Below are 14,534 nucleotides of genomic sequence, written 5' to 3'. Positions count from 1 at the left end.
TGAATTTAATTATTCTTCATCCATCTTAAGAACCGCCATGAACGCTTCTTGTGGAACTTCTACTGAGCCAACTTGCTTCATCTTTTTCTTACCTTCTTTTTGTTTCTCAAGCAATTTACGCTTACGAGAAATATCTCCACCGTAACATTTTGCTAAGACGTTTTTACCTATAGATTTAATGGTTGAACGTGCGACGATTTTCTGCCCGATTGCCGCTTGGACAGGCACTTCAAACTGTTGTCTTGGTATTAACGACTTCAGTTTTTCAACAATCGCCTTCCCACGTTCGTAGCTAAAGTCACTGTGCACGATAAAGCTTAACGCATCAACAGTTTCACCATTTAACAAAATATCCATTTTGACGAGTTTCGAACGCTTATAGCCAATTAATTCATAATCCAATGATGCGTACCCTTTTGTACTAGACTTTAATTGGTCAAAGAAGTCGTAAACGATTTCAGCTAATGGCAGTTCATAGATAATGTTGACACGGGATGCGTCCATATAATCCATCGTCAAGAAATCTCCACGTTTACGCTGACAAAGTTCCATAACAGACCCTACGTAATCATTCGGTACCATAATCGAAGCTTTAACATATGGTTCTTCGACAAAGTCTACTTTTTGTGCACTAGGCATCATCGATGGATTATCGACGTTCATCGTCGAGCCATCCGTTAAGTTTACTTTATAAATAACGCTAGGTGCTGTCGTGATCAAATCGATCTTAAATTCACGTTCGATTCGTTCCTGAATGATCTCCATGTGCAACAGTCCTAGGAAACCGCAACGATAACCGAAGCCTAGCGCTTGAGATGTCTCTGGCTCATATTCAAGTGCAGAGTCATTTAGTTCAAGCTTTTCAAGCGCTTCACGCAAATCGTTGTATTTGGATGTATCAATTGGATACAGTCCGCAGAAGACCATCGGATTCATACGACGGTAACCCGGCAATGCTTCCTCGGCAGGATCATTGACAAGTGTAATCGTATCCCCTACTTGCGTATCGCCTACTGTTTTAATGGAGGCAGATAAGAATCCTACATCTCCTACAGTCAATTCGTCACGTGGGGAAATACCTGGAGTGAAGACACCTAATTCCAGTACTTCAAATTCTTTACCCGTTGCCATCATTCGAATCATATCACCGGGTTTTACTTTTCCTTCTACGATACGAATATTGACGATAACACCTTTATATTGATCATAGTGAGAGTCAAAGATCAACGCTTTTAGTGGCGCATCCGGATCTCCTTGAGGTGCTGGAACTTTTTCTACGATCTGTTCCAGGATTTCGTCAATCCCAATTCCGGCTTTCGCGGAAGCTAAAACTGCTTCAGATGCGTCTAGTCCAATCACATCTTCAATTTCTTTTTTCACACGGTCTGGGTCAGCCGCCGGTAGGTCGATTTTATTAATAACAGGTAATATTTCTAAATCATTGTCTAGCGCTAGATAAACGTTCGCCAATGTTTGCGCTTCGATGCCTTGCGCAGAATCTACTACAAGAATAGCGCCTTCACAAGCAGCTAAACTTCTTGAAACTTCATATGTGAAGTCGACGTGTCCTGGTGTATCGATCAAGTGGAACGTATAGTCTTCACCATTCTTTGCTGTATAAACTAACTGAACAGCATTCAATTTAATGGTGATACCGCGCTCACGTTCTAGCTCCATCGAATCCAATGATTGGGCTTTCATGTTACGTGTTTTCACTATTTCTGTTTTTTCTAGTATCCGATCCGCCAGCGTTGATTTCCCGTGGTCGATATGGGCAATGATAGAAAAATTTCGAATGTTTTTTTGACGTGTTGCTCTCTGCTCTTGATTCATCACTGTTCACTCCTACATGTACGTACCTATTTAAGCTACTTGAATTATAGCAGTGAACGGTTCAGACTTCAATATTTGAAAGATTATTGCACAATCATCATAGCGGAAATAGCTTCACCAACGACAGATACTGTTTGATTGATCTCCGTTTCTGTATTACCCACACCACCCATTTCAATTAAAATGATGCTGGTATTTAGATCTTGATTGTATTTACCATCTACTCCGCGGCCACCTTTAATAATGATTTCCCGCGTAATGCCAGGCACTAATTTTTCCATCTCATTTTTCAATTGCTTCGCTTTGGCCAGGTTTCGTTCGTAATACGGATGGTCTCTTCCAATGACAAATGCCACTTTCGCATAGCGTTGACCGGCGTGTGTGAGCGTCGTTTTTGAAGGGCCTAGAGAATCTCTATGCATATCGATGACTAAGTCATAAGATTGCTCGTTAACCTTCTTTTCCACATAGGGTCTAATCGCAGCATACGAACGGTGATACGGTATCTTTTTTTGTTGCATAATTTTCACAATATCGATATCGAGCTGTTCTGCTGCTAAACCATGTGAAATTAAATTTTCTTTTAGTCGCTCGCCCACTTTTAAAATATTCTCCGAATGATGGGATACCGCCACTTTTCCGTTCGCTGCTTGCGTAATCGGTTCATACGCTTCATGTGAGTGGGTCGAATAAATCAACACATTCCCTTCTATCTTCGGTCGAATATCTTCCTCCAACACATTGGATGCGTAGACAATTGTGCTCGGTTCCTTTAACGAGAGGGCAGTGGATATGGTTGGCTGTTTGGGAATGTATTGCAAGACGACAGGAAAGATGAACAATACAAAAATAACGCTCATCCAAATTTGCAAAGTTTTTTTCATAGTAATCCCTCCATCTTCCACACTATGCGGAAGAAAAAAGGTCAATGACTAGTTCATTCATTTACTTTGTGAATCCACGTAATTAATGAAGAAGATAATGCAATGGCGTAATTTGCGACCCATGAATCAATTTCTTTTGGAGAAATAAATGTCGCCAATTCCTGATTGGTCAGCACTTCTTCAAATAATTGGATTCGTTCTTCATGCGTCCACGATGACCAGTCACCAAATATGGGGCCAAGCGCTGTGCGATCCGCATCCTTTGTGGAACGTTGAGGGAACCGACCTGTAGAAAGTTTTGACGAAGGCATGCCATCTTCTTCTATTTTCGCTGCGATATAGCCGAACATCGTGTCAATAGCATCTGCCACTAGTACAGGTCCGTCCACCACTGTCGGTACACCTATGGCAATAACAGGGATGCCGAGACTTTTTTCCGATAACTCTTTGCGGCTATTTCCTACACCTGAGCCTGGATGAATACCAGTATCCGTTAGCTGAACCGTGCGGCAAAGCCTTGCGCTACTCCTTGCAGCAAGTGCATCAACGACAAGTAATAGATCCGGCTTACTATGATCTACAATCGCTTTAACGAAGGAAGCAGTTTCCAAACCAGTCTGAATGGTTACACCCGGCGCATACACCATGACACCACTCTCATCTGCTTCGTAGTAATCTGGTATAACTTCTTTCACATAATCCATAACAGCCGGTCCCACAGCGTCTGGCGTAATTTCTCGGTTGCCAAGACCAACACACAACACTTTTTTTACGCCGCCCGGTAACTTTTCTTTAATTAATGTGTCCATTTTTTCTACCACAACTTTACATAATACTTGGAGTTCCTCGGTCTCGTGAACAGCAAGTGTCGGAATCGTCAGCGTAATATATGTACCTTTCGCTTTTCCGATTTCCTCTTCCCCTTCTGCTGTCACTTTAACTGTGGTCGCCTTAATTCGACCGATTGTTTGTTCTTCGACATGTATTCCGGACATTTCCTTCAATTTCTTTTCTTCTTGCTTGGTCTGATGTCTGACAAACTCATCACTTTCATCAATTAAATCCGTACGGTAGTAATTGATTTCACTCATTTTCTTCACCTCTATTAACAAGTTTGTGCAATTTACCGGTGTTTATTCTCAAATAGATTACTGTAAAGTTGAATCACTTTACTTTTTTTCTTGCAATCTGTCGGTAGCTTTGATAAAATAATGCTTGTTGTAAAGAGATATCCGGATGATTGTGGAAACACTCTTGCCTTACCTGAAAGCTGGAGGTGAATGAAATGCCAAACATTAAAGGTGCTATTAAACGCGTGAAGCAAAGTGCTGCTGCTAACGAGCAAAACTCTCACGTAAAAGCTTCTATGCGTACTGCAATCCGTAAAGCGGATGCGGCTCTTACGAATAAAGAAGAGAACGCTGAAGAACTTTTGAGAGATGCTGTGAAACAATTGGATACTGCTGCCCGTAAAGGTCTTATCCCAAAAAACACTGCTGCTCGTCAAAAATCACGTCTAACTAAAAAAGCTCAATAATGATATGTTAAAAGACTGCCTCATCGTGACGGCAGTCTTTTTTTGCGTTCTTATAGTCCATTCATTAAAAATAATTCCAATTTCCGCTTACGATTACCACTCGTAGTTTTAAGTTGCAGATCAATAGTCGCCAAATTATCCAATGCTTTAAGCAACACTTCTAGAGAAGGTAGCTTTCGTTGCATCATCAATTTAACACGATATGGATGGATCCGAAGCGTTGTAGCGATTTGTTGTTGCTGATAACCTTTTTTTCGTAAATTTGACACATGAATCATTAAACGCACTTGACTCGCAACGAGTGACGCCAGCATGATCGGCTCTTCCCCATTACGTATTAAATCATGATAGACAACGATGGATTCTGCCCGTTTATTATTGACAAATAAATCCGTTAGGCGAAATACGTCCATCTCAGGTGTCCTAGTTACTAGCTGCTCAATTGTATTGCTATCCACGGTGCCCTTAAACGCTAAGAAGCCAGCCAGCTTATCAATTTCAGTTGACAATGTCAGTAAGTCGGTTCCAGACATTTCCATAAGAAATTCAGCTGTTCTTTTATCGAATTCAATACCTTTATCTTTACCTTGCTGCATAATCCACGTAGATACATCTTGTCCTTGTAACGCAACCGCTTCTACGACAATAGCATGTTTCTTTATTTTTTTCGTGATTTTCTTTCGTGCATCAAGCTTTTCATAAGGTGCGACAAACACTACGGTAGCCGTAGGAGAGGGATTTTCTAGCCACTTTTCCAACAGTTCAAGTTGATGATTTTGCTTTTCTTTCGAATGATCCGTCGCTTTTAAGAATGAACAGTTTTTTGCGATTATTAATTTATGGTCGACTAAAAACGGAAATTCATCCGCCACTTCGAGCACAGCCTGGACTGGAATCTCCTCTAAATCAAATCGATTCACGTCAGATGATGTCATACCAGGCACTGCTTTAATTAATCTCTTAATTGTTTCGTCCAGTAAGTGTTGCTCGGTGCCTGTCAGAAGATAAACTGGCTGCACATCGCCTTTTTCAATTTGACTCCAAATTTTTGTAACCACTTTCTTCACCTCAATTACCGATTGCTTGCTACTAAAAACCTGTGATAACTATACATGAAAATCAATCATTTCTCCATACTAGCATGTAAAGGAGGTTTTTTGATGAAAAAGTCTGACCGTCCACGAGTAAATTCCCGAAAACAATCGAAGCCTGTAGTAAAAGAAGAAATATCCCTAGAGTTAACAGAGCTCGAACATTTAGCGCCGAAACAGGAACCGATGACTCCGAACCATCGGGAGACAGCAGAAAAGGATAAATATTATTGATTCTAAAAAGACAGGGCGGAATTTGCTAGAAGCAATTCCGCTCTTGTAACGAATCATCTACTTACTCTATGAACAATTTGTGTCAACGTACGTTGCAACTCCTAAAAACTGCGATTTTAATGGATTTTTCTTTCACTTTCATCTATACTTAGTATGGAATTAGGAGGTGTAGCAATGAATGAATTTGAACATGATGTCCAATCCAAACGTAATGATGCGATTGACAGCGGCATCGGCTTTATAGTAGCGTTTATCGGTTTTTCTGCAATTTTTGTTATTGCTACGATCATCGATATCGTCGCTCTCTAATCAACTGTTGTATAAAATAGACACATCCACCAACTTAGCGGATGTGTCTATTTGTTTTTTTAACGACTCGAAGTGGCGGAATACACTCCGTCTTTCACTCGTACTTCAATAGTTCCCTGCTCAGCAGTCGACCAAAAAGGAATACCATGTTCACGGAAGCGGTCGATTACTTCTTCATGTGGATGTCCATAACGACTATTTCTCCCTGCCGATACAATAATAAACTCCGGTTGAAGAAAATTGATAAACGACTCGATGCTCGACGTTTTACTCCCATGGTGGCCAGCTTTCAATACGACACGTTGAAAATCAGCAGAACTATATCGTTGCAAAAACCGCTGCTCCCCCTCTTTTTCGAGATCTCCTGGAAAGATGAAATGAAGATCTTTTTCCTTCATTACAAGTACTAGTGAACTATCATTACCGTCATATATACGCTCTTCGGGTGCTACATATTGAAATTCATAGTCTCCCACTTTCCAATTCATGCCTTCCCCGACTAGTTGCACAGAAATGCTCTGTTTTTTTGCCAGTTGTAACACTTCATCCATTGCTTCCTCTTGTTCACTTCCAGGCGGCAAATGAATTTCCTTTACTTTTAACTCTTCCAATACTTCATCGGCACCTTCCATATGATCCAGATCAGCATGAGATATGATCAGCCGGTCGATTTTTGTGATCCCTTTCGCTTTTAAGTACGGCACAACGATATTTCGGCCAATTTCAAAAGGCTGCTCGGGTGTCTTCCAATCCGTTTCGCCAAAACGAACCACTCCACCTGTATCAATCACATACACTGCTTTCCGATAAGGCATTTCGATTATCGTGCTGTCCCCTTGCCCGACGTCTACATAGGAAATGATCGCATCATGGTGAAGTATCGGCTTAATTTCCAAGTAGAGTGCTGGGAGTAATAAACAAATAAGGCCGACCAGTACGAACTTCTTTTTTTCCAGACAGACTAGGAAAATGAGAATGCCAACAACGGCAAGCGCTGAACCCACTCCATCCGGTTGTCCGGGCGTCCACATTTGGTAGGGGAAGGAAGCAAACCAAGTTGTCATACTACCCATCCACAGCCTCACAGGCTCGTATATTATAAAAAGGATAGTTGCCAGCGGTGGTGTGACAAATGTGCAGATGAGCAACAGTAAATTAGCTGGCAAAATACATATAGAATACAACGGAACATAGAACAAATTCGCAATAAAAGAAGATAGTGATAACTCGTAGAAATGATACAGTAAAATAGGATAAAGCGCGACTTGCGTAATGACAGTAACAAAAAAAGAAACGACCATCCCATTTTTCGCTTGGCTAAGAATAGCTGACGAATACAATAAAGAACACGCAGCTAAATACGAGAGCTGAAATCCCGGTTGAAAGACGATATAAGGGTGCATGACGATAAAAAATAATGCGCTCAAAGCAAGAGCATCGTCCAGACGCAATTTAAAGTTACCTGAAACAGCAAGCAATACAATCATTGTCACCGTTGATGCACGCCAGACAGACGGTGCTCCGCCCGCAATACATGCATAGATTGGTAAGAACATGAGTAATCCGTAGGTCACCCATTCTTTGCGAAAACCGACACGCAACAAAATCGTGCGAATGAAAAACGTCAATAGACCGACATGCAACCCCGATATCGCAAAGAGATGCGTAATACCAAGCGTCTGATACTCTTTTTGCAAGATACGATCCATTCCGGAACGGTCACCAATCAATAATGCTTCAGCTTCTGTAACAAGTGAAGGTGGAAATTGATCATGAATATGTTGTTTGATCGCAGAACGATAGTGAGAGAGTCGTGAACGCAGTGTTGTGAGGGGGACGCTCGATATGATCTCGGTGGCTTCTAGAATTCCCGCCGCGCCATTCATTCGTAAATAGCGTGCCATATCGAATGAATAGTCATGGGCCGCTGGTTCCAGTTCTTTCGGCTCTACTTCAGCCGTGAACTGATAGGTTGCTAATCGCGCAGATTGAAATTGACTTTTTTGTAGCTCAGAAGTGAATGCATACATCATATAGACGACCGTGCCATCACGCAGAGTAGCGAAACCTTTCACTTTAGCACCATCGATTTTCACTTGGTCTTTCCAATGAAAGGTCACCACTGAGTCGTCAGGGAGTGATGTAAATTGACTTGAGAAATAGAAAAAGGAGAGACTTGCAATAAGTGTGCAAAGAAGAAGGTGTAGATAATCTTTGCGTAAAAAGTAGAACGGTATGAGGAATACTACATTCAAACATAAAAGCGATCCTGAAAGCTCAGCTGCAAACGCAGATATCGCAACAGGAATCGCTATATACATCCATCGTATCGATCGGATTAATTGCCAAATAAATGATTCACCCTTTGCAAAAGGGTATCCAGTTCTTCAGGTTCAGCGCCAAGCTCCTGCATTTTCGTCAACATTTCGTTGAATAATGAAAATTTCTCTTCACTGGCGAAGTCAATAGAACGCTCGTCAAACGGTACTTTTTCAATTTCCACACCCGCTTGCGCAAATAGCTCAAGTGCATACTCACTGTTTCGATAATCCGCGGCATATTTAACGCGTTCAATACCCGCTTGAATCAATGCTTTACTACACTGTAAACACGGGAAGTGCGTGACATAAATGGTCGCCTTTGCTACCGGTATGCCATATTTAGCACATTGGAGTAATGCATTCATTTCTGAGTGTATCGTTCGAACACAATGATTATCTACGACATAACAGCCGTGTTCAATACAGTGATCTCCACCCGATATCGAGCCATTGTAGCCGCCAGCAATAATGCGTTGATCGCGTACTAAAATGGATCCTACCGAGAGTCGCGTGCATGTGCTGCGCATCGCCAGCAAATGACTTTGCGCCATGAAGAACTGATCCCAAGTAATTCGCTCCATACGGTTGCCTCCATCAGTTAAGAATAATATGTGGTTCTAATTTTTCAAATGTCTTGTCGCCAATACCTGACACGCTTTTTATTCCGTCCAATTGCGAAAAAGGTCCATGTTCTTCCCGATATTGGACAATCGCCATCGCTTTGGCTGGGCCGATGCCAGGAAGCGTCTGAAAATCGCTTTCATTTGCGGTATTAATATTTACTTTTCCTGTGGAACTGTCAGTTGAGGAAGATGACGCTGGAGCCGGTTGCTCGTATACAGGTGGCTCTTCTCCTGCGATTGGCACATAGATGACAGATTCATCCTGCAGTCTTTGGGCGTGATTCAACAACCTAGTGTCGGCGGCCTCTGTGTAGCCTCCTGCTTTATCGACCGCATCAAGTAATCGGTCACCATCTTGCATCGAATAAAGTCCAGGATGTTTCACAGCACCTTTAACATCTACCAGAATCGCAACAGAGACAGCTTCCGCGACTAATTCAATAGGCGCTTCCAGTTCTTTATTTTGCTCAGTATTTTCCATAGATTCGATTGGTTCAAATAGGGTTTGTCCACGTTCTTCGGATAGTTGATCCGGCTGTTCTCGGGGAAAGAACAAAACAGTGGAAAGTACAGCGAATGCTGCAATAGGAATGATCAATGTACGCCATTTTTCGGTAAGGAACGAACGGATAAGCAACCATCCTTTCTTTCAGCACCGTATGGAGTCTTATTCACTATACCTGATTCCGAAATACTATGGTAGTCCTATTTTCGAACTTGGAAGAATATTCTTTCGCTCTCCTCTTCAGGTGCTTCATCTTCCCAGTCTGCAAAAACCCGTTCAATACGAAATCCAACTTCTTCAAGCATTCGAACGTATTCCGGCACTGCGAACGTTCGTTGCATATGTACTTCGTCAAAACGCTGATAAGAATCATCTTGTTGTTTTACGAAAAACGCCAGTTCGGAATAAATTGAATGCTTCTCTTCTCCAGGGGTAGTTTGCCAAATGTATGCAATACGTCTATTATCATAAACAAACGGTCCTTCAAGGAAAATTTCATCCATTTTGTATAATGAATGCACATCAAACAGCAACACGCCACCTGTAGCAAGCACACCGTAAATTCGGCGGAACGTGTCCACGACATCATGCTGCTGGATGACATAATTTAATGAATCGATTGAGATGATGGCAGCATCAAACGTATCTTCCACCTGTAATTGCTGCATAGGTTGTTCAATAAACTGAATATCGAGTGAAAGTGACTGCGCACGATGTGAAGCGACCTCGAGCATTTCAGCAGAGAGATCAACACCCGTTACGTATGCCCCTTTTTTTGCAAGCTTCGCAGAAAGTACACCCGTTCCGCAACCTATATCCAATACTTTTTTTCCGAAAACGCCAGCAGACGCCAAATCGAGTAACTCGACATAGGCGTCATACGGGATATCATTCATTAGTTCGTCATAAATGGATGCGAACGCTGAATAGGAAGAACTCATACTTCATCCTCAACGTTTAGTAGCTGTGCGTCTCCCCATAACTTTTCCAAGTTGTAGAATCCGCGTTCATCTCTGTGGAATACATGCACGACTACATCGAGAAGATCGATTAGAACCCAACGACCCGCATCGAATCCTTCCAAACGTTTCACTGTGTACCCTTCTTTTGAGGCCGCATCCGCTACTTCGCGCGCGATGGCTTGTACTTGTCTTTCAGAGTTAGCATGACAAATGATGAATTGATCAGCAATTAGTGAAATGCCCTCCATGTTTAATACTACGATGTCTTCTGCTTTCTTACTATCTACTGCTTCATAAGCTACTTCCAATAATGTTGGCATATTTCACTGTTCCTTTCTTCTACGTACCTGTTCATTATAGCAATCAAATGAATGTGGAAAAATGACTGCGTATCGCTGAACTAAAAATTTAAATGTATGCTGGATGCATTCTGTCATTTGATCTTCGAGCGGTTCCCCGTCTATACGTTGGCGTAGCTCTTCGATACCCGGAAACTTTCTTCCTGGTTCGATTAAATCTGCGATATAGATCACTTTCTCTAGCTCGCTCATTTCTGCACGTCCCGTCGTATGAAAACGGATAGCCTGCAAGATATCTTGGTCTTCTACACCATATCGCTCTTTCGCAAGCATAGCTCCAACCGGCGCATGCCATAATTCAGAGTGATATTGTGCATAGAGTTCATACTCTTCATCTCGTTTTAGTAATTCGTGTAATTCATCTTTATCCATAAATTTGGCATAATCATGAAATAAGCCAGCAATTTCAGCCTTTTCTACTGACACACCTACTTCTTCAGCTAATTTCATTGCGGTTTCCGTGACTCGCAGTACGTGTTCATACCGCGCTTTAGGTAAGCGTTGTTCTAGGTCATTTCGAACTTGTTGAAGATCCATATAATCTCTCCTCTCGAATGTAAGCTTCGACAGCCGGGGGAATCAATAGTTGCACGGTTCCACCTTCTACAAAACGTTGGCGGATCAATGTGGATGACAAATCAAGTTGTGGTGTTTCTACTAATTGTACCGGGATTGCAGAAGTATTATCAGCACCTGGACGTTTTACACCGATAAACGTAACCATTTCGAGTAAATCCTCAATTCGGTACCATGTCGGTAACTGATCAATCATATCTCCGCCAATAATGAAATGAAAATGAACATTTGTTTCATCTTGTAGTAACTGCGATACCGTATCATACGTATAAGATACTCCACCGCGCTCAATTTCAAATGATGACGCACGCAAGCCTTCCACTTCATCTACCGCAAGTTTCACCATTTGCAAGCGTTGTTCAGCTGACGCATCGCCTGTCGCAATCTTGTGAGGCGGGACTGCGGTAGGCATCAACCATACTTCATCTAACTGTAGTGCATAGCGCACTTCATTGGCAATTAATAAATGTCCAGTGTGTGGCGGATTGAAAGTTCCGCCCAAAATGCCGATTTGTTTCATCTGATTCTCCTTACGGTAATTGTATGCGCTTCTTCTCTGTCGATTCTCTGTATAAAACAATGGTGTTACCGATGATTTGAACTACGTGGATACCTTTGTACGCGCCAATCTTTTCAGCAATTTCCTTCTTATCTTCCTCACAATTTTGAAGGACACTCACTTTTAGTAATTCACGTGCTTCGAGTGCTTCGTCGATTTGCACGAGGATTGCGTCAGTCAAACCACTTTTCCCAATTTGGAATAACGCGTCCAAATGATGTGCTTCGCTGCGTAAAAATCTTTTTTGTTTACCTGTTAACATGTTTACCCGCCAACTTTCATTGTAATCATATCGTTCATCTTTTTCGTGTCAGGATAGACGCCTGTCCACTTTTCAAAAGCAAGAGCACCTTGATGGACGAACATTCCTATGCCGTTCATCGTCTGGGCACCTGCTTGTTTTGCTTGTCGTAAAAATTCTGTTTCAAGCGGATTGTAAATGATGTCCGCTACTATTGCACCATTTGCAATATTCTTTGGATCGAGCGGTAATCCTTCTTGTGCAAAGTTCATACCGACGGATGTCGTTTGCACTACAAGTCCAAACTCACCGAGACGATCTTTGGCATCTTCAATGGAAAGCGCATGACCATCCTTCATATCTGCCGCTAGTTCTGCAGCTCGTGAAGCGGTACGATTCGTGAAATAGAGAGGTCCATAGCCAGCTGATTGCAACGCAAAGGCGATACCCCTAGCCGCACCGCCAGCTCCAATAAGTAATACCGGTCCTTTTACTGAATCCGAAAACTCTTCTAACGACTTCACGAACCCCGCTCCGTCCGTATTGGCACCGATTAGTTCACCATCATCTGTTTGATATACTGTGTTGACCGCATTCATGACCATTGCCGACTCGTCCACTTCGTCAAGGAAAGGGAGAATCGCCTGCTTATGGGGTACTGTCACATTGAAGCCACTGCAACCGAGAGAACGCAAGCTGTTTATCGTTTGCTCTAGGCTTCCCGCTGTTGCATGAATCGGTATATACGTTGCGTCCAAGGCATTTTCTTTAAACCACTGATCATGCATGACCGGTGACATAGATTGCGCGATTGGATCGCCTATAACCGCATACCATTTTTTCATCTGGTCTTCCTCCTGTCCCTCTTAAATCAATGAAGGTCTAATTTCAACATTCACACCTTTTGGCGCGTGTACAGCCACTTTTACATTAGCGTGCTGAATCGTAATCCAGCCAAGGCCTGAAATCACTAAGTCCGTCTTCGCTTCCTTAATAGAAAATTCATGACGCACAAGTGACGGCAACTTCTCAAGTGATGCAGGTCCTGGTGGAGATAGCATGTCACCCAGATGATTTTTGTACAATTCATCCGCATTTTCCAACTTCGTGCGGTGAATTGGCAAACTGTTTGCTGCATAAATGTTGAAAGAAGAGCGACCACCTTGAATGAAGTCAAAACGTGCAAGTCCGCCAATGAATAATGTCTGTTCAGCATTCAGCTGATAGACTTTCGGTTTTAGTTCTTTCTTCGGCGTAATCAACTTCAAATCATGAGGATCCAAGTGATGAGCCATTTGATGATCGTTGATAATACCCGGTGTATCCATCAGCATTTTTCCGTCATCCAAGGGAATTTCCACTACATCCAGTGTAGTACCCGGGAAATAAGACGTCGTAATTACATCGTCCATGCCTGTCGCATCTTTAATGATCCGGTTAATAAAGGTAGATTTGCCTACATTCGTACAGCCAACTACATAAACATCCTTACCCTTACGATAGTTCTCAATCGCGTCAAGTGCTTCACTCATGCCATTGCCTTTTACAGCGGACACAAGCAGTACGTCAATTGGTTTGAGGCCTAACTTTGCAGCTTCTGTTTTCATCCAATTTTTCACTCGTTGCGGATTGATCGCTTTCGGTAGGATATCTGCCTTGTTACCAATTAATAAAATATCTTTCTTGCCTACAAAGCGATGTAATCCATTGATCCAACTACCGTTGAAATCAAAAATATCCACCACTTTCACAATCAAGCCTTGTTTTTCACCAATTCCGTTTAAAATCGCTAAAAAGTCGTCTCCTGATAAGGATACAGGCTGTAATTCGTTATAGTTTCGTAATTTAAAACAACGTTGGCATATGACATCTTCTTTTTCCAATGAAGCCGGTGGCGCATAGCCTTCCATTGTTTTATCCGTCGTTTGGATCGTAATACCGCATCCAATACACTTAATCAATTCCAAATTTAGTCCTCCCACGTAAGTAATCCTTTTCTTTTAAACCTTGCCATAATCCGTCGTTCTATCGCACGGTTAAACTTCGTAATTGTCGCATCGGAACTTGCGACAGGGACAACTAATATCGACTGCAGTCCCACTCGATTCGCACCTAAGATATCCGTTAACAATTGATCGCCAATCATGACGACTTCTTTTTTGGGCAAGCCCAATGTAGCAAGTGCCTGATGAAATGATTTTTTCATCGGCTTACGCGCTTCGCAAATATACGGAATGCCTAATGGATCACAAAAGTGACTGACGCGTTCAATATGGTTATTGGATACAACTGTAATTTGCAAACCGGCATCGCGCATGGACTTAAACCACGCCATAATATCTTGCGTAGCATCCGCGCGATCCCATTCAACGAGTGTGTTATCTAAATCTGTAATGATCCCTTTAAAACCATTTTCAAGAAGGTCTTCCGGTTTAATCAACAAAACGGATTTTACATAAGCACTCGGTAAAAAATGATTTAACACATTATCCTCTCCGCC

General features: G+C 42.2%; 18 protein-coding genes. 3 read left to right on the top strand and 15 right to left on the bottom strand.

Translation table 11 applies throughout. The annotated features are described in order from the left end of the window. Positions 1-9: 9 nt before the first annotated feature. From lepA to gpr, 3 genes are all read right to left on the bottom strand, one after another. Positions 10-1,833 carry a translation elongation factor 4 gene (lepA, locus tag CSV63_RS02420; RefSeq protein WP_099694383.1) on the bottom strand — a complete coding sequence of 608 codons (1,824 nt, stop codon included), beginning with the start codon at positions 1,831-1,833 and terminating at the stop codon, positions 10-12. Between the two features lie 83 nt (positions 1,834-1,916). After that, positions 1,917-2,717, bottom strand: coding sequence for a stage II sporulation protein P (gene spoIIP, locus CSV63_RS02415; RefSeq protein WP_233191929.1), 801 nt, complete (start codon positions 2,715-2,717; stop codon positions 1,917-1,919). A gap of 53 nt (positions 2,718-2,770) precedes the next feature. Beyond that, the gene (gene gpr / locus CSV63_RS02410; protein ID WP_099694382.1) at positions 2,771-3,808 is read right to left on the bottom strand and encodes a GPR endopeptidase; all 1,038 of its coding nucleotides are present in this window, start codon (positions 3,806-3,808) and stop codon (positions 2,771-2,773) included. 194 nt (positions 3,809-4,002) lie between these two features. Between gpr and rpsT the strand changes: the two genes are divergently transcribed. Beyond that, positions 4,003-4,254, top strand: a complete 252-nt coding sequence (rpsT, locus tag CSV63_RS02405) for a 30S ribosomal protein S20 (RefSeq protein WP_099694381.1) — start codon at positions 4,003-4,005, stop codon at positions 4,252-4,254. A 50-nt stretch (positions 4,255-4,304) separates the two neighbouring features. Here rpsT and holA read toward each other — a convergent pair whose 3' ends face one another. Further along, complete coding sequence (holA, locus tag CSV63_RS02400; protein ID WP_099694380.1) at positions 4,305-5,312, bottom strand: DNA polymerase III subunit delta; 1,008 nt, start codon at positions 5,310-5,312, stop codon at positions 4,305-4,307. A gap of 102 nt (positions 5,313-5,414) precedes the next feature. Here holA and CSV63_RS16395 point away from each other — a divergent pair, with 102 nt between their 5' ends. After that, positions 5,415-5,579: a hypothetical protein gene (locus CSV63_RS16395; RefSeq protein WP_158233890.1), complete on the top strand. Its 165-nt coding sequence runs from the start codon at positions 5,415-5,417 to the stop codon at positions 5,577-5,579. Positions 5,580-5,753: 174 nt separating this feature from the next. Continuing rightward, positions 5,754-5,888, top strand: coding sequence for a YqzM family protein (locus CSV63_RS02395; RefSeq protein WP_099694379.1), 135 nt, complete (start codon positions 5,754-5,756; stop codon positions 5,886-5,888). A 59-nt stretch (positions 5,889-5,947) separates the two neighbouring features. On the opposite strand, the gene CSV63_RS02390 is transcribed toward CSV63_RS02395, so the two are convergent. From CSV63_RS02390 to CSV63_RS02340, 11 genes are all read right to left on the bottom strand, one after another. Beyond that, positions 5,948-7,984, bottom strand: coding sequence for a DNA internalization-related competence protein ComEC/Rec2 (locus CSV63_RS02390; RefSeq protein WP_158233889.1), 2,037 nt, complete (start codon positions 7,982-7,984; stop codon positions 5,948-5,950). A gap of 242 nt (positions 7,985-8,226) precedes the next feature. Then, complete coding sequence (locus CSV63_RS02385; RefSeq protein ID WP_099637325.1) at positions 8,227-8,790, bottom strand: ComE operon protein 2; 564 nt, start codon at positions 8,788-8,790, stop codon at positions 8,227-8,229. Between the two features lie 13 nt (positions 8,791-8,803). Further along, positions 8,804-9,469 carry a helix-hairpin-helix domain-containing protein gene (locus CSV63_RS02380; protein ID WP_233191928.1) on the bottom strand — a complete coding sequence of 222 codons (666 nt, stop codon included), beginning with the start codon at positions 9,467-9,469 and terminating at the stop codon, positions 8,804-8,806. 68 nt (positions 9,470-9,537) lie between these two features. Then, positions 9,538-10,278, bottom strand: a complete 741-nt coding sequence (locus CSV63_RS02375; RefSeq protein WP_099694377.1) for a class I SAM-dependent DNA methyltransferase — start codon at positions 10,276-10,278, stop codon at positions 9,538-9,540. Beyond that, entirely contained in the window at positions 10,275-10,619 is a 345-nt protein-coding gene (rsfS, locus tag CSV63_RS02370) for a ribosome silencing factor (RefSeq protein WP_099694376.1), read from the bottom strand. The genes CSV63_RS02375 and rsfS overlap by 4 nt, the downstream gene beginning before the upstream one ends. Before the next feature lie 3 nt (positions 10,620-10,622). Continuing rightward, positions 10,623-11,195 carry a bis(5'-nucleosyl)-tetraphosphatase (symmetrical) YqeK gene (gene yqeK / locus CSV63_RS02365; protein ID WP_099694375.1) on the bottom strand — a complete coding sequence of 191 codons (573 nt, stop codon included), beginning with the start codon at positions 11,193-11,195 and terminating at the stop codon, positions 10,623-10,625. After that, on the bottom strand, positions 11,170-11,754 hold the full coding sequence (locus CSV63_RS02360; RefSeq protein ID WP_099694374.1) for a nicotinate-nucleotide adenylyltransferase: 585 nt from the start codon (positions 11,752-11,754) through the stop codon (positions 11,170-11,172). The genes yqeK and CSV63_RS02360 overlap by 26 nt, the downstream gene beginning before the upstream one ends. A 10-nt stretch (positions 11,755-11,764) precedes the next feature. Beyond that, positions 11,765-12,055 (bottom strand): ribosome assembly RNA-binding protein YhbY, encoded by a 291-nt coding sequence (gene yhbY / locus CSV63_RS02355; protein ID WP_099694373.1) that lies wholly within the window; start codon positions 12,053-12,055, stop codon positions 11,765-11,767. Positions 12,056-12,057: 2 nt separating this feature from the next. Then, the gene (gene aroE / locus CSV63_RS02350) at positions 12,058-12,879 is read right to left on the bottom strand and encodes a shikimate dehydrogenase (protein ID WP_099694372.1); all 822 of its coding nucleotides are present in this window, start codon (positions 12,877-12,879) and stop codon (positions 12,058-12,060) included. 21 nt (positions 12,880-12,900) lie between these two features. Further along, positions 12,901-14,001, bottom strand: a complete 1,101-nt coding sequence (gene yqeH, locus CSV63_RS02345; RefSeq protein WP_199203580.1) for a ribosome biogenesis GTPase YqeH — start codon at positions 13,999-14,001, stop codon at positions 12,901-12,903. Positions 14,002-14,003: 2 nt separating this feature from the next. After that, positions 14,004-14,519 carry a YqeG family HAD IIIA-type phosphatase gene (locus CSV63_RS02340; protein ID WP_099694370.1) on the bottom strand — a complete coding sequence of 172 codons (516 nt, stop codon included), beginning with the start codon at positions 14,517-14,519 and terminating at the stop codon, positions 14,004-14,006. Positions 14,520-14,534 lie beyond the last annotated feature (15 nt).

It is taken from the genome of Sporosarcina sp. P34, from assembly GCF_002743375.1.
Taxonomy (GTDB): Bacteria; Bacillota; Bacilli; order Bacillales_A; family Planococcaceae; genus Sporosarcina.
Note: the sequence above shows the minus strand (reverse complement) of the source record. Positions and strands in the feature narration are given on the sequence as shown.

Excerpts from the sequence above, each read along its gene's own strand:
- lepA (WP_099694383.1), bottom strand. The coding sequence starts at position 1,833 with ATGAATCAAGAGCAGAGAGCAACACGTCAAAAAAACATTCGAAATTTT.
- spoIIP (WP_233191929.1), bottom strand. The coding sequence starts at position 2,717 with ATGAAAAAAACTTTGCAAATTTGGATGAGCGTTATTTTTGTATTGTTC.
- gpr (WP_099694382.1), bottom strand. The coding sequence starts at position 3,808 with ATGAGTGAAATCAATTACTACCGTACGGATTTAATTGATGAAAGTGAT.
- rpsT (WP_099694381.1), top strand. The coding sequence starts at position 4,003 with ATGCCAAACATTAAAGGTGCTATTAAACGCGTGAAGCAAAGTGCTGCT.
- CSV63_RS16395 (WP_158233890.1), top strand. The coding sequence starts at position 5,415 with ATGAAAAAGTCTGACCGTCCACGAGTAAATTCCCGAAAACAATCGAAG.
- CSV63_RS02395 (WP_099694379.1), top strand. The coding sequence starts at position 5,754 with ATGAATGAATTTGAACATGATGTCCAATCCAAACGTAATGATGCGATT.
- CSV63_RS02385 (WP_099637325.1), bottom strand. The coding sequence starts at position 8,790 with ATGGAGCGAATTACTTGGGATCAGTTCTTCATGGCGCAAAGTCATTTG.
- CSV63_RS02375 (WP_099694377.1), bottom strand. The coding sequence starts at position 10,278 with ATGAGTTCTTCCTATTCAGCGTTCGCATCCATTTATGACGAACTAATG.
- rsfS (WP_099694376.1), bottom strand. The coding sequence starts at position 10,619 with ATGCCAACATTATTGGAAGTAGCTTATGAAGCAGTAGATAGTAAGAAA.
- yqeK (WP_099694375.1), bottom strand. The coding sequence starts at position 11,195 with ATGGATCTTCAACAAGTTCGAAATGACCTAGAACAACGCTTACCTAAA.
- CSV63_RS02360 (WP_099694374.1), bottom strand. The coding sequence starts at position 11,754 with ATGAAACAAATCGGCATTTTGGGCGGAACTTTCAATCCGCCACACACT.
- yhbY (WP_099694373.1), bottom strand. The coding sequence starts at position 12,055 with ATGTTAACAGGTAAACAAAAAAGATTTTTACGCAGCGAAGCACATCAT.
- aroE (WP_099694372.1), bottom strand. The coding sequence starts at position 12,879 with ATGAAAAAATGGTATGCGGTTATAGGCGATCCAATCGCGCAATCTATG.